Origin of the sequence: Streptomyces sp. Y1 (assembly GCF_041053115.1) — a bacterium.
GTDB classification, from domain to species: domain Bacteria; phylum Actinomycetota; class Actinomycetes; order Streptomycetales; family Streptomycetaceae; genus Kitasatospora; species Kitasatospora rubellomurina.
Genome location: NZ_CP163445.1, coordinates 2,879,413 through 2,898,789, shown reverse-complemented (window position 1 = coordinate 2,898,789; position 19,377 = coordinate 2,879,413). Strand labels below are relative to the sequence as shown.

Sequence of the window (19,377 nt, the reverse complement as noted above, 5' to 3'; positions counted from 1 at the left end):
CCGCACGGGCGAACTACAGTCGTCGGTATGACGAGAACCCCGGACAGCGCCGTCCGCTCCTACATCGCCGAGCACCAGGCCGCCTTCCTCGCCGACCTCTCCGCATGGCTGGCCATCCCCTCGGTCTCCGCCGACCCCGGCCGCGCCGGCGAGGTGCGCCGCTCCGCCGAGTGGCTGGCCGCCAAGCTGCGCGACACCGGCTTCCCGGTCGCCGAGGTGTGGGAGACGGACGGCCTGCCGGCGGTGTTCGCCGAGTGGCCCTCCGGGGACCCGTCCGCGCCGACCGTCCTGGTCTACGGGCACCACGACGTGCAGCCCGCCGCCAAGGAGGACGGCTGGGCCACCGAGCCGTTCACCCCGACCGTCGTCGGCAAGCGGCTGTACGCCCGCGGCGCCGCCGACGACAAGGGCCAGGTGTTCTTCCACACCCTCGGCGTGCGCGCCCACCTCGCCGCCACCGGCCGCACCGCGCCGGCCGTCAACCTCAAGCTGCTGATCGAGGGCGAGGAGGAGTCCGGCTCGCCGAACTTCGCCGCCCTGGTCCGGCGCGAGGCCGAGCGGCTGGCCGCCGACGTCGTGATCATCTCGGACACCGGCATGTGGGCCGAGACCACCCCGACCGTCTGCACCGGCATGCGCGGCCTCGCCGACGCCCAGATCGACCTGTACGGGCCGGACACCGACATCCACTCCGGCTCCTTCGGCGGTGCCGTGCCCAACCCGGCGGCCGTCGCGGCCGAACTCGCCGCCGGCCTGCACGACGCCGACCGCAAGGTCGCCGTCCCCGGCTTCTACGACGGCGTCGTGGAGCTGACCGAGCGCGAGCGCGAACTCTTCGCCGAACTGCCCTTCGACGAGGAGGGCTGGCTGCGGGTCGCCAAGTCCCACGGCCTGCGCGGCGAGGCCGGCTACTCCACCCTGGAGCGGATCTGGGCCCGCCCCACCGCCGAGGTCAACGGCATCTGGGGCGGCTACACCGGCCCCGGCGGCAAGACCATCGTCCCGGCCTCCGCGCACCTCAAGCTGTCCTTCCGGCTGGTCGCCGGCCAGGAGGTCGAGAAGATCCGCGAGGCCGTGCGCGCCTGGGTCGCCGAGCGGGTCCCCGAGGGCATCCGCTACGAGCTGGCCTTCCCCGGCGCCACCCGGCCCTGCCTGACCCCGCTGGACCACCCGGCGCTGCGCTCCACCGTGCGCGCGATGGAGCGGGCCTTCGAGCAGAAGGTGCTGTTCACCCGCGAGGGCGGCTCCGGCCCCGCCGCCGACCTGCAGGACGTTCTCGGCGCGCCGGTGCTGTTCCTCGGCATCTCGGTGCCCTCGGACGGCTGGCACTCGGTGGACGAGAAGGTCGAACTGGACCTGCTGGCCAAGGGCGTGGAGACCGCCGCCTACCTGTGGGGCGACCTGGCCGAGAACTTCCGGCCCGGCGCGTGACCCGTACCGCGCGCACCCGTACCGCGCGCACCCGTACCGCGCGCCCTGGCAGTCAGATCACTCATCCGGATGATTCACCACGTGGGGATGGAACCTGTGAGCACCGTGCCTGAGACCGAGCGTCCGACCCACCTGGCACTGGCCCGGGCCGGGGTGGACCGGGCGGCCGAGCACCGGTTCGACGAGCCGTGGCTGGCCGCCGCCTGGAGCCACCCGGCCACCCGGGTGCTGCCGATCGCCGGCGGCGAGGCCTTCGTCGTCGACACCGAGCGGGGCACCGAACTCGTGCTGCTGCCCTCCTTCGAGGCACCGCAGACCGGGGACCGGTACTTCCTGGGCACCGACGAGGACGGCGTCTCCTACTTCGCGCTGGCCGGCGAGAGCCTGCCCGGCCGGCTGGACGGCGACGCCCGCCCGGCCGGACTGCGCGAGGTCGGCGCCCTGCTGTCCGACCGGGACGCCGGCCTGCTGGTGCACGCCGTCGCCCTGGAGCACTGGCACCGGCTGCACAGCTTCTGCTCGCGCTGCGGGCACCCGACCGAGAAGGCCGGCGCCGGGCACGTGCGGCGCTGCACCTCCTGCGCGGCCGAGCACTACCCGCGCACCGACCCGGCGGTGATCATGGTGATCACCGACGAGCAGGACCGCTGCCTGCTCGGCCGCCAGGCGCTCTGGCCGGAGGGCCGCTGGTCCACGCTGGCCGGCTTCGTCGAGCCGGGGGAGTCGATCGAGCAGGCGGTGCGCCGCGAGGTGCAGGAGGAGGCCGGCGTCCGGGTCGGCGACGTCCGGTACGTCGCCAGCCAGCCCTGGCCGTTCCCGTCCAGCCTGATGCTCGGCTTCGAGGGCCGGGCCCTGCCCGGGGGCACCGCGATCACCGTGGACGGGGAGGAACTGGCCGAGGCGCGCTGGTTCTCCCGCGAGGAACTGCGGGCCGGGATGGAGGCGGGCGAGATCGTGCCGCCGTCCGGGATCTCGATCGCCCGGCACCTGGTCGAGCGCTGGTACGGCGAACCGCTGCCGGCGGCGGTGCGCTGGTAGTCCCGTTGGGCCCGTTGGGCCCGATAGTCCCGTTGGTCCCGATGTTCCCGTACGGATTCCGGCGGGCTCCGCAGAGGATTTCCGGATTGTTCGGAGAGGGGGCGTGCGATTCTCATCGCGCGCCCCCTTTTTCCTTCACGATCCCCGATCACATCATCAGTTCGTGGCCGGACGGGCCAGTTCTGCTACCACCCGGCACAGCCGGGAAACCGCCGTCAACCCGCACGGACGACATTGCCGGAAACGGCTGAAACCCGGTCACCGCGCTCGCTACATTCACTCGCGTGACGATCCCCCGGGGCACCGCCCAATCCCCCAAATACCAGCGCCTCGCCGCCGACCTGCGCCGCCGCATCGCCGAAGGCGAGTTCACCACCGACGCCGCCCTCCCGGTCGAGAGCGAACTGGAGCGCCAGTACGGCGTCGCCCGCAACACCGTCCGCCTCGCCGTCGACGTCCTCGTCAACGAAGGCCGACTGGTCCGCCTCCAGGGCAAGGGCACCTACCTGCGCGAACACCCCGTCCTCGACCACCGCGCCTACGGCCCCACCCTCGCCCCCGCGCCCCGCGACTGCCTCGCCGCCCCCTCCGGCGTCTACCTCGGCGAAGCCGCCGACGCCGGCCGCGAACTCGGCACCGACTTCGAGATGACCATCGTCCGCGCCCGCGTCGACATCGCCGAACGCCTCGGCCTGCGCCCCGGCGAAGCCATCGTCGTCCGCCGCCAACTGCGACTGCTCGACCGCGAGCCCTACTCCATCGAGGAGAGCCACTACCGGGCCGGACTCGCCGCCGGCACCCCGCTGATGGAACCCGACCCCGTCGACGGCGGCGACGAGACCGTGCTCGCCGCACTCGGCCGCACCGAGATCGGCGCCGTCGACCACCTCGTCGCCCGGATGCCCGGCCCCGAGGAAGCCCAGTGGTTCCAGGGCGGCCCCGGCGTACCGCTGGTCGTCCAGACCCGCGTCACCTACGACCGGCGCGGGCCCGTCCGGGTCATCGAGACCCGCTACTCCGCCGACCGCTGCCGGCTCGTCTACGGCGTCGGCGACCTCGGCGCCCGCACCACCCTGCCCGCCCCCGCCGCGCCCGTCGACCCGGGCCGGATGACCGCCGGCACGGAACCGGCCCGGGCCGACGCGCCGTGACGCGCGCCGAACCGGGCCGGACCAGGAGCCTCGCGGCGACTCAGGCCGCCAGGGCCTTCTTCACCTGCAGCAGGCTCGGGTTGGTCATCACGACCTGCTCGCCGCCGCCCACCGGCGTCACCAGCACAGTCGGAACCGTCTGGTTCCCGCCGTTCACCGACTCCACGAACGCGGCCGACGCCGGGTCCTCCTCGATGTTGATCTCGGTGTAGCCGATGCCCTCGCGCTCCAGCTGGCTCTTGAGGCGGTTGCAGTAGCCACACCAGGTCGTGCTGTACATCGTCACGCTGCCGGACATCGAGAGGGCTCCTTCGGGTTCGAGTGGGTCGTACGGTCTCCGCAACACCCACCGCACGGCGGGCATTCCAGCCGGTTCGCCGGTCCGCCCGCTGACCCGGGCGCACGCGAACGCGGAGCGATCATCCTGCGATCACACCGGGCCTGTGGACAACCCCGCCCCCGTTGTCCCCCCGGGCTGAGAGGATGGAACGCATGCAGGAAGACCTCTTGAGCGGCAGCCCGTACGACGCCAACCCCGGCCCCCACCACTGGGCCGACCCCGGCGCCGCCACCGGCCCCGACGCCGTGCTCGCCGGGCTCGACCCCGAACAGCGCGCCGTCGCCACCGCCCTGCACGGCCCCGTCTGCGTCCTCGCCGGCGCCGGCACCGGCAAGACCCGGGCCATCACCCACCGCATCGCCTACGGCGTGCGCAGCGGCGTCTACCAGCCCGCCCAGGTCCTCGCCGTCACCTTCACCGCCCGCGCCGCCGGCGAAATGCGCGGCCGCCTTCGCCAACTCGGCGCCGACGGCGTCCAGGCCCGCACCTTCCACGCCGCCGCCCTGCGCCAACTCCAGTACTTCTGGCCCCGCGCCGTCGGCGGCCCCACCCCCCAACTCCTCGAACGCAAGGTCCAACTCGTCGCCGAAGCCGCCGGCCGCTGCGGCCTGCGCGTCCAGCGCACCGAACTGCGCGACCTCACCGCCGAGATCGAATGGGCCAAGGTCACCCAGACCGGCCCCGACGACTACCCCGCCGCCGTCGCCAAATCCGGCCGCGACGCCCCCCGCGACCCCGCCGAGACCGCCCAGGTCTACCGCGTCTACGAAGAGACCAAGAGCCGCCGCGGCAACATCGACTTCGAGGACGTCCTGCTCCTCACCGCCGCCATCCTCGAAGACCGCCCCGACATCGCCGACCAGGTCCGCGCCCAGTACCGGCACTTCACCGTCGACGAGTACCAGGACGTCTCCCCGCTCCAGCAGCGCCTCCTCGACCAGTGGACCGGCCCCGGCGGCGGCGCCAGCCTCTGCGTCGTCGGCGACGCCAGCCAGACCATCTACTCCTTCACCGGCGCCACCCCCGACTACCTGCTCAACTTCCGCAGCCGCCACCCCGAGGCCACCGTCGTCAAACTCGTCCGCGACTACCGCTCCACCCCCCAGGTCGTCCACCTCGCCAACGGCCTGCTCGCCCAGGCCCGGGGCGAAGCCGCCCGACACCGCCTCGAACTCGTCTCCCAGCGCGAAACCGGCCCCGAACCCGTCTACACCGAGTACGACGACGAACCCACCGAGGCCGAGACCACCGCCCGCCGCATCAAGGACCTCCTCGCCACCGGCGTGCGCGCCAGCGAGATCGCCGTCCTCTTCCGCACCAACGGCCAGTCCGAGGTCTACGAACAGGCCCTCGCCGACCTCGGCGTCCCCTACCAGCTCAAGGGCGCCGAACGGTTCTTCGAACGCCCCGAGGTCCGCGACGCCGGCGTCCTGCTGCGCGGCGCCGCCCGCGCCGCCGACGACCCCCTCACCGCCGGCGCCCCCGACCTCGCCGGCCAGGTCCGCGCCGTCCTCGCCACCCGCGGCTTCACCCCCGAACCGCCCGCCGGCTCCGGCGCCGTCCGCGACCGCTGGGAATCCCTCGCCGCCCTCGTCCGGCTCGCCGAGGAATTCGAACGCACCTGCACCGCCGAAGGCCGCCGCGCCGACCTCGCCGCCTACGTCACCGAACTCGACGCCCGCGCCGCCGCCCAGCACGCCCCCGCCGTCGAAGGCGTCACCCTCGCCTCCCTGCACGCCGCCAAGGGCCTCGAATGGGACGCCGTCTACCTCGTCGGCCTCACCGAGGGCACCCTGCCGATCATCTACGCCAAGACCGACGAACAGATCGAGGAGGAACGCCGCCTCCTCTACGTCGGCGTCACCCGCGCCCGCAAACACCTCTCCCTCTCCTGGGCCCTCTCCCGCTCCCCGGGCGGCCGCGCCAGCCGCAAACCCAGCCGCTTCCTCGACGGACTGCGCCCCGGCTCCGCCGCGCCCGGCGCACGCACCGGCGGGCGAGGCGGCCGGGGGAGCGTCGAACCCGGCGAGCGCTCCGCCGCCCGGCGGGTCCGCGGACCGGTCAAGTGCCGGGTCTGCGACCGCGTCCTGACCGAGGCCGTCGAGCGCAAGCTGCGCCGCTGCGAGGACTGCCCCTCCACGATGGACGAGGGGCTGTACGAGCGGCTGCGCGAGTGGCGGGCCCGGCAGGCGAAGAAGCAGGGCGCCCCGGCCTACGTCGTGTTCACCGACGCGACGCTGATGGCGATCGCCGAGGACGTGCCCGCCGGCCGCCAGGAACTGGCCCTGATCTCCGGGGTCGGCGCCATGAAGCTGGACAAGTACGGGGCTGCCGTGCTCTCGTTGTGTGCGGGGGAGGAGCCCGAGGAGGAACCGGAGGCCGTCGAGGACGGCGAACCGGCCGACTCGGCGTGAGCCGGCGCGGGCACGGTCCTGAGGGACTGCTCGAACGGCTTTCGACCCCGCGTGGAGCCCGCCGCGGGAAGCACCGCGGTTCACACCGCGAAACCCGCCGTGAAAAATAGTTTGCGCGGCGTACCGGGAGCGCAATAGCCTGCCGGAGCGGTCAAGGGGACTCGATCGCACGGGTCACACCTGTGCCGAATCCCCCGGGCCCGACAGCTTCACACGCTTCACAGCTTCACGCGCTTCACACGCTTGACCGAGACAGACATCCGAAGATTCGGGGCCAGGGAGACCAGGCTCCGCGAGACGCCGAGAGGAGGCGAGTTCAGTGGGAAACATCATGATCACCAAAATGACTGGCCAGACCGCTGTTGCCGCCTCCCTGCGCGCCGCCCGCCTGCGGGCGTTCGCCGAGCTCGGTGGAACCGGTCTGGGTCTCGGTACCACCGGTGCCTCCGTCGTCCCCGCTGTCAGTGTCCTTGGACACACTGATCTCTGCGTCACGGGCGGCCGGAACGTCGAAGGCACCAGTGTCGAGACCGGTCTGTCCCGTGACTGGGCGGAGTCGTTCGGCACGTCGCGTCCGATGCGCGACGAGCGACCGACCCAGGCACCGAAGGCAGCAGTAGCCGCCGCCAAGCACGGCGGCTATGCGCAGGTCATCGGTGCCGGAGCCACCCAGAAGCAGAACGAGCAGCAGATTGAGCAGGCCAAGGCCGCCTTCGTCGGCGCCGAGGCCATCCGGATGCGGGCCTTCCGCGGGCCTGAACCCTGGAGAGAACGAACCTGAGCCAGCCTCAGGTCGGCACCTCCAGGGCCGCGGAACCCGTCACACCGGGATCCGCGGCCCTTCTGTTTTGTCCGGTACGCAAGACCACCCAGGCCCCCCGGGGCCTCCGGCCCAGCACCACCAGTCCACTGGTCCGGAACCACTGAGAAGACGAGGAAGACGCAAACAGTGTCCACGGTCATCACACCGCCCACCCCGTCCGTACCGCCGACAAGCCAGATCACCAAGGCCGACCAGGCCGACCCCCCGGAGGTTCTTTCCATGCAGCTCGGTTCCATCGAGCAGGCCGAGGCCCTCGGCCTCCCCATCCCCTGCCGCGCCTTCGACCCCGAGGTCTTCTTCGCCGAGACGCCCGCCGACGTCGAGTACGCGAAGTCCCTCTGCGGCACCTGCCCCGTGAAGGAGGCCTGCCTGGCCGGCGCCCTGGAGCGGCGCGAGCCGTGGGGCGTCTGGGGCGGCGAGCTGTTCGTCCAGGGCGTCGTCGTGGCCCGCAAGCGGCCGCGTGGCCGCCCGCGCAAGACCGAGGTCATGGCGTGAATCCCGCCGACGCCAGGGCCGTCCGCCGGGGAGAGCAGCCCCCGCTGGACACCGCCCTCCGCCGATCCGTACGGATAGCCGCCGCCAAGACCGACGCGCTGGCCCGCACCGCCCCCTTCCCGACGACGCACCACGAGCAGGACCACGACATGACCCCCGCCGCCATCGATCCGACCGTCCGCGCCGAGCAGACCACCGAACTCCAGATCCAGAACAGGACCCTCGAAATGCAACTGCTCCACGAATCCCTGGCCCGGGCCCATATGCAAGACAGGCTCCACGAGGCCGAGGAGCAACGGCTCGTCACCCGGGTCATCCGGGCCCGCAGGCTCCGGCAGCGGGCCGAGCGGGCCTCGATGCGGGCCCGCAAGGCGCTCGCCGTCGCCCTGATGTAGTCCCGCGCCGCGCGGTGGCCGTCGCCACCGCCGCCAGGACCATCCCCTGTCGTGCCGCAGGCCGCCCCCCGTTCGCGGGGAGCGGCCTGCGGTCGTTGCGGCCTCGGCGAGGCATCAGTCCTTGCGGCGGGGGGCCTTGGCCACGGTGGTCCCGGCGGCGGCGCTCTTGGGGCTCCTGGCCGTGCCGGCGGGCTTGGCCGTCCCGGCGGTCTTGGCGGCCTTGGCGGGAGGGGCCTCGGGCGGCGTCGCGGCGAAGCCGGGGAGCCACTGCAGCAGCTCCTGCCGGTACGACGCCCGCGCACCCAACTGACACAGCACCCCGATGGTGCTCAGCGTCACCCGGTGGATCAGCAGGTAGGCCGGCGGCAGGTTCAACTGCTTCGCCAGGTTGTAGGCGGGGGAACGCGGATCGGCGATCCGGGCCGCCTGCGCGCGCATCCACGTCCGGGTGAAGTGGAAGTTGTCCACCGAAGCCGGCTCGATGATCGGCAGCAGATAGTCCAGCACCGCATCCGCGTCCAACTGGATCGAGGGCTTCACGTAGCCCTCCTTGCGCAGCATCCGCAGCACGCCCGCCGCGTCCCCGTCCAGCGCCATCCGCAGCCCGACCCCGATCGGCTCGGGCAGACCGCCCGGCAGCCGGTCCACCGTGCCGAAGTCCAGCACGCCCAGCCGCCAGCCGGACACCGGGCCGTCATCCTTCAACAGCCGGAAGTTGCCCGGGTGCGGGTCAGCGTGCAGCAGGCCCGTCCGGGACGGCCCGGCGAACAGGAACCGGACCAGCAGCTGCCCGGCGCGGTCGCGCTCCTCCTGGGTGCCGCGGGCGATCACCTCGGCCAGCGGGGTGCCGTCCATCCACTCCGTGACCAGCACCTGGTCGGCCTGCGCCACCACGGCCGGCACCACGATCTCCGGATCGTCCGCGAACTCCTCCGCGTGCCGGCGCTGCGCCTGCGCCTCCAGCTCGTAGTCGAGCTCCTCGGAGACCCGCTCGCGCAGCTCGGAGATCAGCGGCTTGATGTCCAGACCCGGGATCAGCGGGCCCAACAGCCAGGCCACCCGGCTCAGTTGGTTCAGGTCCGCGAGCAGCGCGTCGCCCGCGCCCGGGTACTGCACCTTGACGGCGACCTTGCGGCCGTCGTGCCAGACCGCCCGGTGCACCTGCCCGATCGAGGCGGCCGCCGCCGGGCGGTCGTCGAACTCCACGAACAGCTTGCGCCAGTCGTCCCCGAGCCGCTGGGCGAGCGCGGTGTGCACCGTGGCGGAGGGCATCGGGGGAGCGGCGTCCTGCAGCTTGGTCAGCGCGGCCCGGTACGGCCCGGCGACCTCCTCGGGCAGCGCGGCCTCGAAGACGGACAGGATCTGCCCGAACTTCATCGCCCCGCCCTTGAGCTCGCCGAGGACCTTGAACAGCTGGTCGGCGGTGGCCTGCTGGAGCTCGGCCGTCACCACCTCGGCGGAGCGGCCGCCGATGCGCCGGCCCAGGCCGAGAGTGGCGCGGCCCGCTATTCCCAGCGGCAGGGCGGCGAGCCGTGCCGTGCGGGTCACTGCCTTGCGTGGAAGATCGCTCACCCGGGCCTCCAATCCTTGGCCCCCCGACGCCGGACGGGCCCCCACCATCACTAGGCCATTGTGCCCGCTCCCCGTCCCGGGCCTGCCGGTATTTCGTCGGGCCGGGAGGTGGGCGTGGGCGGGGCCCCGGGAGGCGGTGGTGGCGCGGTCGGCGCCGGAGGGGGCGGCGAGGCCCGGTGGGACCGGGTGGGCGGGGGGCGTAGGAAGTCGGACAGGCCGACTTCCTACGTGGGTGGTGGGCGTCAGGCGGTGGTGGCGTCGGCGGCGCGGCGGTAGGTGGTCACCTGGGTGCCCGTCTTGGCAGTCTCGGAGGAGACCAGCTCGAAGGCGCGGCGGACGCCGTCGGTCGGGAAGATCGTCTTGCCTCCGCCGAGCACCACCGGCATCACCATGAGGCGCAGCTCGTCCACCAGGTCCGCGCTCAGGAGTGAGCGGACCAGCGTCGGGCTGCCCATGACCAGCAGGTCGCGGCCGTCCGCCGCGCGCTGCGCGCGAGCCCAGGAGGCGGCCTCCGGGCCGGGGACGAGGGTGGTGTTCGTCCAGGTGAGGTCGGCCTCGGTGAGGGTGTCGGAGACCACGTACTTCTTGATGGCGTTCATCTGGTCGGCGAACGGGTCGCCCGCGCGCCCGGGCCAGGCGGCGGCCATCGTCTGCCAGGTGCGGCGGCCGAAGAGCAGGGCGTCGGCGTCGGCCAGCGTGTCGTTGATGAAGGGGCCCAGGGTGCTCGGGTCGAAGAACGGGTGGGACCAGCCACCGTGCGCGAAGCCGCCCTCGGTGTCCTCCTGCGGGCCGCCGGGGGCCTGCACGACGCCGTCGAGGCTGATGAACTCGTTGATCACGATGCGCATGGGTGTTCCTCTGGCTTCCTGGGGTGTTCGGGGTTGCGAGGGGTGGACCGGCTGGCCCTCGGAGAATCATCGCTCGCAACTCGTGAGGTAGGTCACATATTCACCTCCCGGGCCCTCCCCCTCCCCCCTCCCCCCCCGCCCGCCGCCACCCACCACCCGCCGCCACGCCGCCTACCCACCCACCCACCGCTCGCGCTCGTTCCTGGCGCCCGCCTCGTACCTTGTGTGGCGGCTCCCCGGCGTGTCTCCCCGGCGTGCCTCCCCGGTTCATCGCCGGCCCGCGCCCTGCCCTTGGCAGGGCGCGGGCCGTGAGGGCGTGCTTCTGCCCTCCGGCGGCGCACCCGGCCTCCGGCCCCGTGGGGGCGATCGGACCTCGGGCTGGCCCGGCCATCGGCTCGTCCGGCCGGGGCGTGCCCGTGGTGCCGTGGGGCGGTCCGGTGGCTGCCGAGCCGTGCAGCCGCCGGGACCGCGCCCGTCGTCGTTCGTGCCTTCTCCTCCTCGTCTCCTCTAGCCCGGGGGCAGCGGCTGCCACAGGCAGCCGCAGTCCGGGTGTCCGCGCAGCCGCAGCCGCCGTGGCATGCCGTCGCCGGCCGACACCTCGCACCAGCCGTCGACGCTCGGCGGCCGCCCGCCGTCCAGGTAGACCTGGACGTGGAGCGCCGCGAGGCCGGCGACGGCCGTCGCCAGGGCCGTGTCGCAGGCCGGGGTGCGGGCCCGGCCGGGCCCGTTCTGGGCCAGCTGGGCCAGGACCCGCGGCCAGGCGGCGTCCTCGTCCTCGCGGCGCAGCACCAGGCAGTGCCCGCATGCCGACATCCGGGGGATCACCAGCGGCCCGATGATGCCGAACTCCTCGACGACGCCCACGTACAGGTGCGGCACGCCGGCCCGCAGCAGCAGGCGGGCCTCGTACGTCCCGCCCGCGAAGGCGGCGCTGCCGTCCCGTGGCGCGAGCACCACGAAGTCGGGCGGTGCCTCGCCGGATTTTCGGCGCGGGGCGGGCAGCAGTGGCCGGGCCGAGGCCCGTTGCACCGCCTCCCGGGCGACCGTGGAGCGCAGCCGGCCGACGTCCTTGGCGGGGATGCCCGCGGGGGAGCAGTCGCCGGGGAGCACCCGCCCGCCGTCCGCCACGGTGACCGTTCCGGCGCCGCCGGCGGCGAGCACCGCCGCTACGGCGGCGCCGACCCGTCCCGCGCCGCGGACCTCGATCCGCAGGTCGGCCCGGCGGGCGAGGACGGTCGGCGCGGCGCCGGGGCTGGAGTGGACGAGGGAGAGCGAGGCGAGGTCCGGCCCGAGTTGGTCCCGGTGTGCCTTCGGGAAGCGTTCGAGCGCGTTGCCGGATGCTTCCGCGTCGTCCAGCAGCCCGGTTTCCTCGAGTTCGGTGAGGAGAGCGGCGGCGGGTTCGCGGCCGAGGCCGATGCGTTCGCCGGCGTCCAGGAGTATCGGTCGGTCGCGCGTGCCGTCGAGCAGCGCGAGGAAGGCGCAGAGTGTCTTGTCGGCGTTGCCGAGCACGCCGGCGAAGCGGGTGACGGTGCCGAACTGCAGGGTCTCGGAGTCCCGCCAGCTGCGGGACAGGGCGGGCTTCAGGGCAAGGCGCACGGCGATCTTCCTTCCGATCGTTTCCGGACGGCTGATCGCAGCTAACACCATCGGGCCGACGTCGTGCGGAAAGTTATCCACAGGCCCGGAGTCATGATCACATGATCTGTTCGCAGGCCCTGTGGATAACTGGCGATCCCCCCGGGCGTCGATTTCCGGACACCCGCTGTCGGCCTTTCGTTCCCGATCACTCCATGAAAGATTTCGGCCTGGGCACCGGACTTCTGTCGGTGGTAGCGGGTAACGTCGTGTGGCATGGCAGCCGAGCGGGACTCCCATCCATCGGCGTCGCGTCGGCGTGCCCGTGCAGCGTCCGGGTCGCAAGTGGCGGCGCCGAGCACGCGCGGGCGCCCGGACCAGGAGCAGCAGACGGGGGCCGGGCCCGCCGAGCCGCACGACCGAAGCCGGGTCGAGGTGCGCCGCAGTGCCCGCCGCAGCCGGACGGTGTCGGCGTACCGGGAGGGCGACCGCACGGTGGTGCTGATTCCGGCGCGGATGTCGCACGCCGAGGAGCAGCGCTGGGTGGCGCAGATGCTGGAGAAGCTCGCGGCCCAGGAGAAGCGGCGGGTTCTGGGTGACGATGCCCTGATGGCCCGGGCCCGTGACCTGTCGGCGGCCTATCTGGGCGGCCGGGCCCAGCCGGTGCAGGTCCGCTGGGTGACCAACCAGAACTCGCGTTGGGGCTCGTGCACCCCCGCCGAGGGGACGATCCGTCTGTCGCACCGGCTCCAGGGGATGCCGGAGTACGTCCTGGACTACGTGCTGCTGCACGAGCTGGCGCACCTGCTGGTGCCGGACCACGGGCCGGCGTTCTGGGCGCTGCTGGAGGCCTATCCCCGGACGGAGCGGGCGCGCGGCTATCTGGAGGGTGTGGTGTCGGCGGCCCGTCTGCCGCACATTCCGGGGGCCCGGAGCGAGGGGCCCGGGGTGGATCCGGCGGGTTCCTGCGGCTGAGCGGTGGGATCGGGGGAGGGACGGGCGAGGGGCGCGGGCCGTACGGGCCCGCGCCCCTCGTTGTCGTCGTGCTTCAGCCGGTGAGTTGCCGGGCGCGTGCGACGAGGTCGCGCACCGAGTGGTCGGTGAGCTCCGGCAGGTGGTCGTAGTCGAACCAGCGCAGGTCCAGCGATTCCTCGCTGATGAGTGCCTGCGCGCCGGCCGGGGCCAGCGCGATGTACTGGACGTCCAGGTGGGTGTTCTCCGGCCGGTCCTTGCCGGTGCAGCGGACCTGGTGCCGGTCGAGCTTGGCGGGGACGGGCACGCCGTCCGCCGTCAGCAGCGTGAGGTCGGGGATGCCGGACTCCTCGACGGCCTCGCGCAGCGCGGCCGCGGCGAGGCTGGGGTCGCCGGGCTCGCAGTGCCCGCCCATCTGCAGCCACATGCCGACCTTGGGGTGCAGGGTGAGCAGTACCCGTCCGGCCGCCGGGTCGACGACGGCCGCGCTCGCGGTGATGTGTGCGGGCAGGCAGGCGCGGTAGAGGCCTTCGGGCTGCTCGTCGAGGTGCGCCAGGTAGTCGCGGCGCAGCTGGTCCTGTTCCTGTTCGGCGGGGCGCCAGTCGGTCAGGGTGCGGACGGCGTCGGCGTGCAGGGCGGGGGTGTCCGGGTGGGTGGACGTCATGCGGTGGGCTCGCCCTTTCCGTCGGTGTCGCCGTCGTCGTTCTTGGTGAGGTCGGGCTTTCCGGTGTTGCCGGCGGCGGCTTCGCCGAGCAGCTTGTCGAGGGCGTCGAAGTCGATGCCGCCTTCGAGGTCGCCGCTGCCGCGGTGGACGAAGGCGTCGGGGTCGTCCAGGTCGGCGGCGGTGGGCAGCATGTCGGGGTGCTCCCAGAGGGCGTCGCGGCCTTCGATGCCGCGGGCGTCGGCGAGCAGTGCCCACAGCCGGGCGGCGTCGCGCAGGCGGCGGGGGCGCAGTTCGAGGCCGACGAGGGTGGCGAAGGTCTGTTCGGCGGGTCCGCCGGCGGCGCGGCGGCGGCGGACGGTTTCGCGCAGGGCGTCGGCCTGCGGCAGGTGGGGTGCGGCGGCGGCGTGGACGACGGCGTCGACCCAGCCTTCGACGAGGGCGAGCGCGGTCTCCAGGCGGGCGAGGGCGGCCTTCTGCTCGGGGGTGTCCTCGGGCTGGAGGAGGCCGCCGGCGAGGGCGTCCTGGAGGGCTTCGGGGTTGCTCGGGTCGAGCTGGCCGACGAGTTCCTCCATGCGCGTGGTGTCGACCTTGATGCCGCGGGCGTAGGCCTCGACGGCGCCGAGGAGGTGGGCGCGCAGCCACGGGACGTGGGCGAAGAGGCGCTGGTGGGCGGCTTCGCGCAGCGCGAGGTAGAGCCGGACTTCGTCGGTGGGCACGTTGAGGCCCTCGCCGAATTCGGCGACGTTCTGCGGCAGCAGGGCGGCCTTGCCGGCGGGGGCGAGGGGCAGGCCGATGTCGGTGGAGCCGACGACCTCGGCGGCGAGGGCGCCGAGGGCCTGGCCGATCTGGGTGCCGAACATGGCGCCGCCCATGGAGCGCATCATGCCCATGAGGGGGCCGGCCATGGCCTGCATCTCCTCGGGCAGGACGCCGCCCATGGCGGTGCCGACGCGTTCGGCGACGGGGTCGACGAGGTCCTTCCAGACCGGGAGGGTGGCCTCGATCCATTCGGCGCGGCTCCAGGCGACGGCGGTGCCGGCGCCGGAGGGGAATTCGGTGGAGCCGTCGAGCCACAGGTCGGCGAGGCGGACGGCTTCGGCGACGGCGGAGCGTTCGGCGGCGCTGACCGATCGGTCCTTGGTCTTGCCTTCGGCGGGTTCGGCGATGACGGTCTGGCGGGCGATGTTGGTGGCGAGGTCCCAGTTCACGGGGCCGCCCTCGAAGGAGAGCATCTGGCCGAGCTGCTGGAAGGCGGCGCCCAGGTCGTTCGGGCCGAGGCCGCCGAACATCGCGGCGAAGGGGTTGTCGGCGCCGCCGGGGGCGCCCGGGGTGCCGGGCATGCCGGGCATGCCGAAGAGGGCGCCGAAGGGGTTTCCGGTGCCGAAGCCGAACGGCTGCTGGCCGCCGGCGGCGGGCTCGGTGGGGCCCTGGTCCTTCTTCTTCTGCGCGTCGTCGGGCTTGGCCTTGCCGTCCTCGGGCTCCTCGGGCGGAACGCCGAATCCGAAGGGAAGGTCGCTCACGGGGTCCTCGATCCGGTCGGCCGTCATGCGGGTGTGGCGGGATGTGCTGCCCGCCCGGGGCACCGGCTCAGTGGGGGACTCGTGCGCGGCTCCCGTGCGGCAGGCCCGCGCCGGGTGCACCGCGGGGCCTTCGCCTCGGGCAGGATGGACGTACGTGACACACGTCCGTACGCACATAAGCTAACCGTGGAGGATGGCCGGTGAGTTCCCCGCCTTCGGACGTTCGCTCTGGGCTGACCGGAGGAGAGGACGCCCCGGACACCACGGCGTCGCCGCCTCCAGCCTACGGCGGGCGGCCGCTGACCGTGGCGGTGACCGGTGCCGCGGGTGTGCTGGGCGAGCGGGTCGCGGCCCGGCTGGTGGCCTCGCCGCACGTGCGCCGGGTGCTGGCGGTGGACGACCGGCGCGGTGACGTGCCGGGGGTGCAGTGGCGGGTGCTGGACGTGCGGGACCCCGCGGTCGCGGAGCGGCTGGCCGGGGTGGACGTGGTGGTGCACCTGGCGATGGACTTCGGGATGGAGTCGGATCCGCGGGCGCGCAGCGCGTACAACGTGCGGGGCGCGCAGACGGTGCTGACGGCGGCCGCGGCGGCGGGGGTGCACCGGGTGGTGCTGTGCACGTCGGCGATGGTCTACGGGGCGCTGGCGGACAACGAGGTGCCGCTGGCGGAGGACTCGGAGCTGCGGGCGACCGAGGAGGCCTCGCTGGTCGGGGACCTGCTGGAGATCGAGCGGTTGGCGAGGCGGGCGCCGCGGGCCCATCCGGGGCTGCAGGTGACGGTGCTGCGCCCGGCGGTGGTGGTGGGGCCGGGGGTGGACACGGTGCTGACCCGGCACTTCGAGGCGCCGCGGCTGCTGGTGGTGGCGGGTTCGCGCCCGTGCTGGCAGTTCTGCCACGTGGACGATCTGGCGGGGGCGTTGGAGTACGCGGCGCTGGGCCTGGTCGAGGGCGAGGTGACGGTCGGCTGTGACGGCTGGCTGGAGCAGGAGGACGTGGAGCGGCTGTCGGGCATCCGGCGGATGGAGTTGCCGGCGTCGTTGGCGTTGGGGACGGCGGCGCGGTTGCACCGGCTGGGGCTGACTCCGGCTCCGGCGGGGGATCTGGCGTACACGATGTATCCGTGGGTGGTGTCGGGCAGCCGGCTGCACGAGGCGGGTTGGCGTCCGGGGTTCACCAACGAGCAGGTGCTGGCGGAGCTGCTGGCGCAGGTGTCGGGCAAGCACGCGGTGGCGGGGCGCCGGCTGGGGGGCAAGGAGGCGGCGACGAGTCTGGGGGCGGCCGGGGCGACGGTGGCGCTGGTGGGTACGGCGGCGCTGGTGCGGCGGGCCCGGAAGCGGCGTCGGTTCTGACCCACCGCGGAGGGCGCTTCTCACGATGCGGAATTGCCACATCGTGATGTGGAAACCCCTTGTCGTGGGCGGGCGGGGATGGGCAATCATGGGGTCATGTCCGAGAACCACGACCCCATCCGCCTGCTCGCCGTCCGCGACACCCCGCTCTCCCTGGACGAGGTGTACGAGGCGGTCGGCGACGACGCGGCCGGCGGGACGACCGTCTTCGTCGGGACGGTCCGCGACCACGACGGCGGCAAGTCGGTGACGGCGCTGGAGTACAGCTGCCACCCGAGTGCCGAGCAGGAGATGCGCCGGGTCGCCGAGAAGGTCGTCGCGGACTTCCCGGTGCTGGCGCTCGCCGCGGTGCACCGGGTCGGCCGGCTGGAGATCACCGACAAGGCCGTGATCGTCGCCGTCTCCTGCGCGCACCGCGGCGAGGCCTTCGCGGCGGCCCGCCGGCTGATCGACGACCTGAAGCACGAGGTGCCGATCTGGAAGCACCAGGTCTTCGCGGACGGCGAGGAGGAGTGGGTCGGCGCCGGGGCGTGCTGAGGCCGCGGCGGGTGCGGACGGTGGCGTTCTGCACACGCTGCGCGGTCGCCGGGTGAGGCGCGCCGGGTCCTCACTCGAACGGGCCCGGGCGGGGGCCTCGAATACTCCCTGGAAGTGAGCCGATCGGCGGTGCCGTAACCCGGACGGCGCCGTCGGCGTTGTCCGCCGGAGTGGTTAATCTGCTCGTAGACACGACGAGCTGGGAGTACCGACATGAGTGCGCTCGCCTGGTTGATCATTCCGGTCATCGCCGTCCTGCTCGCCGCCGTGTGGGCCGGCTGGGCCCAGCGGGCCCCGAGGGCCACGGGGGACCCGGCCTCGCTCGCCGAGCACCGGCGCTTCATGGCCGCGATGGAACGCACCACCGCCGGCGCCGCCGCCTCCCGGGAGCACTCGGGCCGGTAGCGGCCCGAAGCCCCGGCCCGGCGGGCGCCGCGTCGCCGGCGTCCCGTACTGTCGAGGCATGCCACGCCGCTCCGCGACGATGCTCGCTGCCACCCTGCTGCTCATAGCGCTGCTCTGCGTCTCGGTGCTGATGAAGGTGCCGTACACGGAGATGAGTCCGGGCCCGACGTACAACACGCTCGGCGACCAGGGCGGGAAGCCGGTGATCACCATCACCGGGCACGACTCGTACCCGACGACCGGGCACCTCAACATGACCACCGTCCAGGTGACCGGGGCCCGGTACGAGCCCAGCCTGGTGAACGCGGTGATCGGCTGGCTGCGCGACGACGTGCTGGTGGTGCCGCACGACAACGTCTACCCGAAGGGGCAGACGGACGCCGACGCCAAGAAGCAGAACGCCGAGGAGTTCGCCTCCTCCGAGGACAGCGCCCGCACCGCCGCGCTCAAGCAGCTGGGCGTCCCGGTCGGCAGTGAGCTGATCGTCAAGTCGGTCACCGCCGGCGCGCCCGCCGAGGGCCGGCTGCACGCGGGGGACCAGATCGTCGCCGTGGACGGCGCCGCGGTCACCTCGGTCGACCAGGTGGTCGCCGCCGTCACCAAGCACAAGCCGGGCGAGTCCGCGGTCTTCACCGTGGTGCCCCGGGTGAAGGACGCGGCGGGCGGCCCGGCCGCCGCCGCCCAGCCGGCCGCGCCCGGCGCCCGCACCGACGTCACCGTCCCGACCGTGAAGGTCCGCGACCTGGACCCGAAGGCCCCGGCGGAGCGGGCCGACCTCGCGGCGGTCGGCATCGGCACCGGCATCCGGCACACCTACCCGTTCCAGATCGACATCGGCCTGCAGGACGTCGGCGGCCCGAGCGCCGGGCTGATGTTCTCGCTCGGCATCATCGACAAGCTCACCCCGGGCGGTGACATCACCGGCGGGAAGTTCGTCGCGGGCACCGGCACCATCGACGACGACGGGAAGGTCGGCCCGATCGGCGGGATAGCGATGAAGATCATCGCGGCCCGGGACGCCGGTGCCGAGTACTTCCTCACCCCGTCCTCGAACTGCGCCGAGGCGGCGAAGAACGTGCCGTCCGGGCTGACCCTGGTCAGGACGGACACGCTGGACGGCGCGCTGAAGTCGCTGGAGCAGATCCGCTCCGGGCAGGCCTCGGCGCTGCCGTCCTGCGCCAAGTAGTCCTCAGGCCCGCTAGGAGAAGGTCGCCAGCAGCGCTTCGGTCAGGCCGGGCACCAGGTCCGGCCCGGTCAGCACCTCGCGGGCGACGTCCTTGGAGCGCAGCCGCAGGGCGATCTCCTTCTTGCCGTCGCGCAGCACGGCGGCGGTGATCCGCACCTCCTCGCGCTGGGGGTGGTTGGCCACCCACTCGGCGAGCTGGGCGTCGCTGGCGCCGCGCGGGCGGGACTGCTCGGCGCCGGGGGGCAGCATCTGCCGCTCGACGACGAGGGCGCAGCCGGCCACCGCGTCGGGCCAGGCGATGGTGGCGAGGAACTTGTCGAGTTCCATGCCGGCCGGGATCTCCTCCTGCTCGACGGGGGTGAGGCCGGCCGCGTCGTCGTCGGCGAGGCCGAGCTGCTTGGCGATGCGCGGGTCGGCCTTGCGCAGGGCGGCGCTGTCCACCAGGGCGAACAGCCGGGCGGGGAGGTCCCAGCCGAGGGAGGCGGCGTACTCGTCGATCTCCAGCGCGGCCCGGGTGAGCGGGGAGGCGGCCGGGAGCTTGGAGACGTCGTCGGGGGAGTTGCTGAATGCAGACGCGTCGGACATGCCCCAATCCTCACACGTCGGGCGGCCCGCGGGCGCCTCGTGGGGCGGGGCGGCCGCCGGGTGCGGGGTGTAGTAAC

The 19,377-nt window shown here is 73.4% G+C and carries 19 protein-coding genes; 12 read left to right on the top strand and 7 right to left on the bottom strand.

The features are described 5' to 3' along the window. Window positions 1–27 precede the first annotated feature (27 nt). The 3 genes from AB2U05_RS12120 (at window position 28) to AB2U05_RS12110 (ending at window position 3,620) form a co-directional block, all read left to right on the top strand. The gene (locus AB2U05_RS12120; RefSeq protein ID WP_045705203.1) at window positions 28–1,431 is read left to right on the top strand and encodes a dipeptidase; all 1,404 of its coding nucleotides are present in this window, start codon (window positions 28–30) and stop codon (window positions 1,429–1,431) included. Between the two features lie 87 nt (window positions 1,432–1,518). Further along, window positions 1,519–2,469, top strand: a complete 951-nt coding sequence (gene nudC, locus AB2U05_RS12115; RefSeq protein ID WP_045705201.1) for an NAD(+) diphosphatase — start codon at window positions 1,519–1,521, stop codon at window positions 2,467–2,469. Between the two features lie 284 nt (window positions 2,470–2,753). Beyond that, on the top strand, window positions 2,754–3,620 hold the full coding sequence (locus tag AB2U05_RS12110) for a GntR family transcriptional regulator (RefSeq protein WP_045705199.1): 867 nt from the start codon (window positions 2,754–2,756) through the stop codon (window positions 3,618–3,620). A gap of 40 nt (window positions 3,621–3,660) precedes the next feature. Here the strand turns inward: AB2U05_RS12110 and AB2U05_RS12105 are convergent, their stop codons facing one another. Beyond that, on the bottom strand, window positions 3,661–3,918 hold the full coding sequence (locus AB2U05_RS12105) for a mycoredoxin (RefSeq protein ID WP_045705197.1): 258 nt from the start codon (window positions 3,916–3,918) through the stop codon (window positions 3,661–3,663). A gap of 287 nt (window positions 3,919–4,205) precedes the next feature. Here AB2U05_RS12105 and AB2U05_RS12100 point away from each other — a divergent pair, with 287 nt between their 5' ends. The 4 genes from AB2U05_RS12100 to AB2U05_RS12085 all read left to right on the top strand — a co-directional run bounded on the left by AB2U05_RS12100 (window position 4,206) and on the right by AB2U05_RS12085 (window position 8,087). Next, window positions 4,206–6,374, top strand: coding sequence for an ATP-dependent helicase (locus AB2U05_RS12100; RefSeq protein ID WP_045705212.1), 2,169 nt, complete (start codon window positions 4,206–4,208; stop codon window positions 6,372–6,374). Window positions 6,375–6,693: 319 nt separating this feature from the next. After that, complete coding sequence (locus AB2U05_RS12095; RefSeq protein ID WP_045710585.1) at window positions 6,694–7,155, top strand: hypothetical protein; 462 nt, start codon at window positions 6,694–6,696, stop codon at window positions 7,153–7,155. Window positions 7,156–7,374: 219 nt separating this feature from the next. Then, a complete protein-coding gene (locus tag AB2U05_RS12090) occupies window positions 7,375–7,692 on the top strand; it encodes a WhiB family transcriptional regulator (RefSeq protein ID WP_341846055.1) in 318 nt (105 codons plus the stop codon). Further along, on the top strand, window positions 7,689–8,087 hold the full coding sequence (locus AB2U05_RS12085) for a hypothetical protein (protein WP_107073200.1): 399 nt from the start codon (window positions 7,689–7,691) through the stop codon (window positions 8,085–8,087). Before AB2U05_RS12090 ends, AB2U05_RS12085 begins: the two co-directional genes overlap by 4 nt. 114 nt (window positions 8,088–8,201) lie before the next feature. Here the strand turns inward: AB2U05_RS12085 and AB2U05_RS12080 are convergent, their stop codons facing one another. From AB2U05_RS12080 to AB2U05_RS12070, 3 genes are all read right to left on the bottom strand, one after another. Then, complete coding sequence (locus AB2U05_RS12080; protein ID WP_369183194.1) at window positions 8,202–9,659, bottom strand: ABC1 kinase family protein; 1,458 nt, start codon at window positions 9,657–9,659, stop codon at window positions 8,202–8,204. A 242-nt stretch (window positions 9,660–9,901) separates the two neighbouring features. Continuing rightward, a complete protein-coding gene (locus AB2U05_RS12075) occupies window positions 9,902–10,507 on the bottom strand; it encodes a dihydrofolate reductase family protein (RefSeq protein ID WP_369183193.1) in 606 nt (201 codons plus the stop codon). Window positions 10,508–11,014: 507 nt separating this feature from the next. Next, entirely contained in the window at window positions 11,015–12,103 is a 1,089-nt protein-coding gene (locus AB2U05_RS12070; protein ID WP_052707710.1) for a ThiF family adenylyltransferase, read from the bottom strand. 324 nt (window positions 12,104–12,427) lie between these two features. Between AB2U05_RS12070 and AB2U05_RS12065 the strand changes: the two genes are divergently transcribed. After that, window positions 12,428–13,057, top strand: a complete 630-nt coding sequence (locus AB2U05_RS12065; RefSeq protein ID WP_045703710.1) for a M48 family metallopeptidase — start codon at window positions 12,428–12,430, stop codon at window positions 13,055–13,057. A 73-nt stretch (window positions 13,058–13,130) separates the two neighbouring features. Here the strand turns inward: AB2U05_RS12065 and AB2U05_RS12060 are convergent, their stop codons facing one another. Together AB2U05_RS12060 and AB2U05_RS12055 are read right to left on the bottom strand one after the other, a co-directional pair. Next, window positions 13,131–13,718 carry an NUDIX hydrolase gene (locus AB2U05_RS12060; protein WP_369183192.1) on the bottom strand — a complete coding sequence of 196 codons (588 nt, stop codon included), beginning with the start codon at window positions 13,716–13,718 and terminating at the stop codon, window positions 13,131–13,133. Beyond that, entirely contained in the window at window positions 13,715–15,238 is a 1,524-nt protein-coding gene (locus AB2U05_RS12055) for a zinc-dependent metalloprotease (RefSeq protein ID WP_045703742.1), read from the bottom strand. The genes AB2U05_RS12060 and AB2U05_RS12055 overlap by 4 nt, the downstream gene beginning before the upstream one ends. Before the next feature lie 299 nt (window positions 15,239–15,537). On the opposite strand from AB2U05_RS12055, the gene AB2U05_RS12050 reads away from it, so the two are divergent. From AB2U05_RS12050 to AB2U05_RS12035, 4 genes are all read left to right on the top strand, one after another. Next, a complete protein-coding gene (locus AB2U05_RS12050; protein ID WP_045703745.1) occupies window positions 15,538–16,587 on the top strand; it encodes an NAD-dependent epimerase/dehydratase family protein in 1,050 nt (349 codons plus the stop codon). A gap of 96 nt (window positions 16,588–16,683) precedes the next feature. Next, window positions 16,684–17,124, top strand: coding sequence for a molybdenum cofactor biosynthesis protein MoaE (locus AB2U05_RS12045; protein WP_244179030.1), 441 nt, complete (start codon window positions 16,684–16,686; stop codon window positions 17,122–17,124). 213 nt (window positions 17,125–17,337) lie between these two features. Then, window positions 17,338–17,529, top strand: coding sequence for a hypothetical protein (locus AB2U05_RS12040; protein WP_045711491.1), 192 nt, complete (start codon window positions 17,338–17,340; stop codon window positions 17,527–17,529). A gap of 58 nt (window positions 17,530–17,587) precedes the next feature. Next, window positions 17,588–18,715, top strand: coding sequence for a PDZ domain-containing protein (locus AB2U05_RS12035; RefSeq protein ID WP_045703718.1), 1,128 nt, complete (start codon window positions 17,588–17,590; stop codon window positions 18,713–18,715). Between the two features lie 12 nt (window positions 18,716–18,727). Here the strand turns inward: AB2U05_RS12035 and AB2U05_RS12030 are convergent, their stop codons facing one another. Continuing rightward, a complete protein-coding gene (locus AB2U05_RS12030; protein ID WP_045703720.1) occupies window positions 18,728–19,300 on the bottom strand; it encodes a PPA1309 family protein in 573 nt (190 codons plus the stop codon). Window positions 19,301–19,377: the final 77 nt, after the last annotated feature.

Coding starts and splice junctions, on each gene's coding strand:
- AB2U05_RS12075 (WP_369183193.1), bottom strand. CDS start 10,507: ATGCGCATCGTGATCAACGAGTTCATCAGCCTCGACGGCGTCGTGCAG.
- AB2U05_RS12120 (WP_045705203.1), top strand. CDS start 28: ATGACGAGAACCCCGGACAGCGCCGTCCGCTCCTACATCGCCGAGCAC.
- AB2U05_RS12040 (WP_045711491.1), top strand. CDS start 17,338: ATGAGTGCGCTCGCCTGGTTGATCATTCCGGTCATCGCCGTCCTGCTC.
- AB2U05_RS12035 (WP_045703718.1), top strand. CDS start 17,588: ATGCCACGCCGCTCCGCGACGATGCTCGCTGCCACCCTGCTGCTCATA.
- AB2U05_RS12030 (WP_045703720.1), bottom strand. CDS start 19,300: ATGTCCGACGCGTCTGCATTCAGCAACTCCCCCGACGACGTCTCCAAG.
- AB2U05_RS12060 (WP_369183192.1), bottom strand. CDS start 13,718: ATGACGTCCACCCACCCGGACACCCCCGCCCTGCACGCCGACGCCGTC.
- AB2U05_RS12045 (WP_244179030.1), top strand. CDS start 16,684: ATGTCCGAGAACCACGACCCCATCCGCCTGCTCGCCGTCCGCGACACC.
- AB2U05_RS12105 (WP_045705197.1), bottom strand. CDS start 3,918: ATGTCCGGCAGCGTGACGATGTACAGCACGACCTGGTGTGGCTACTGC.
- nudC (WP_045705201.1), top strand. CDS start 1,519: ATGGAACCTGTGAGCACCGTGCCTGAGACCGAGCGTCCGACCCACCTG.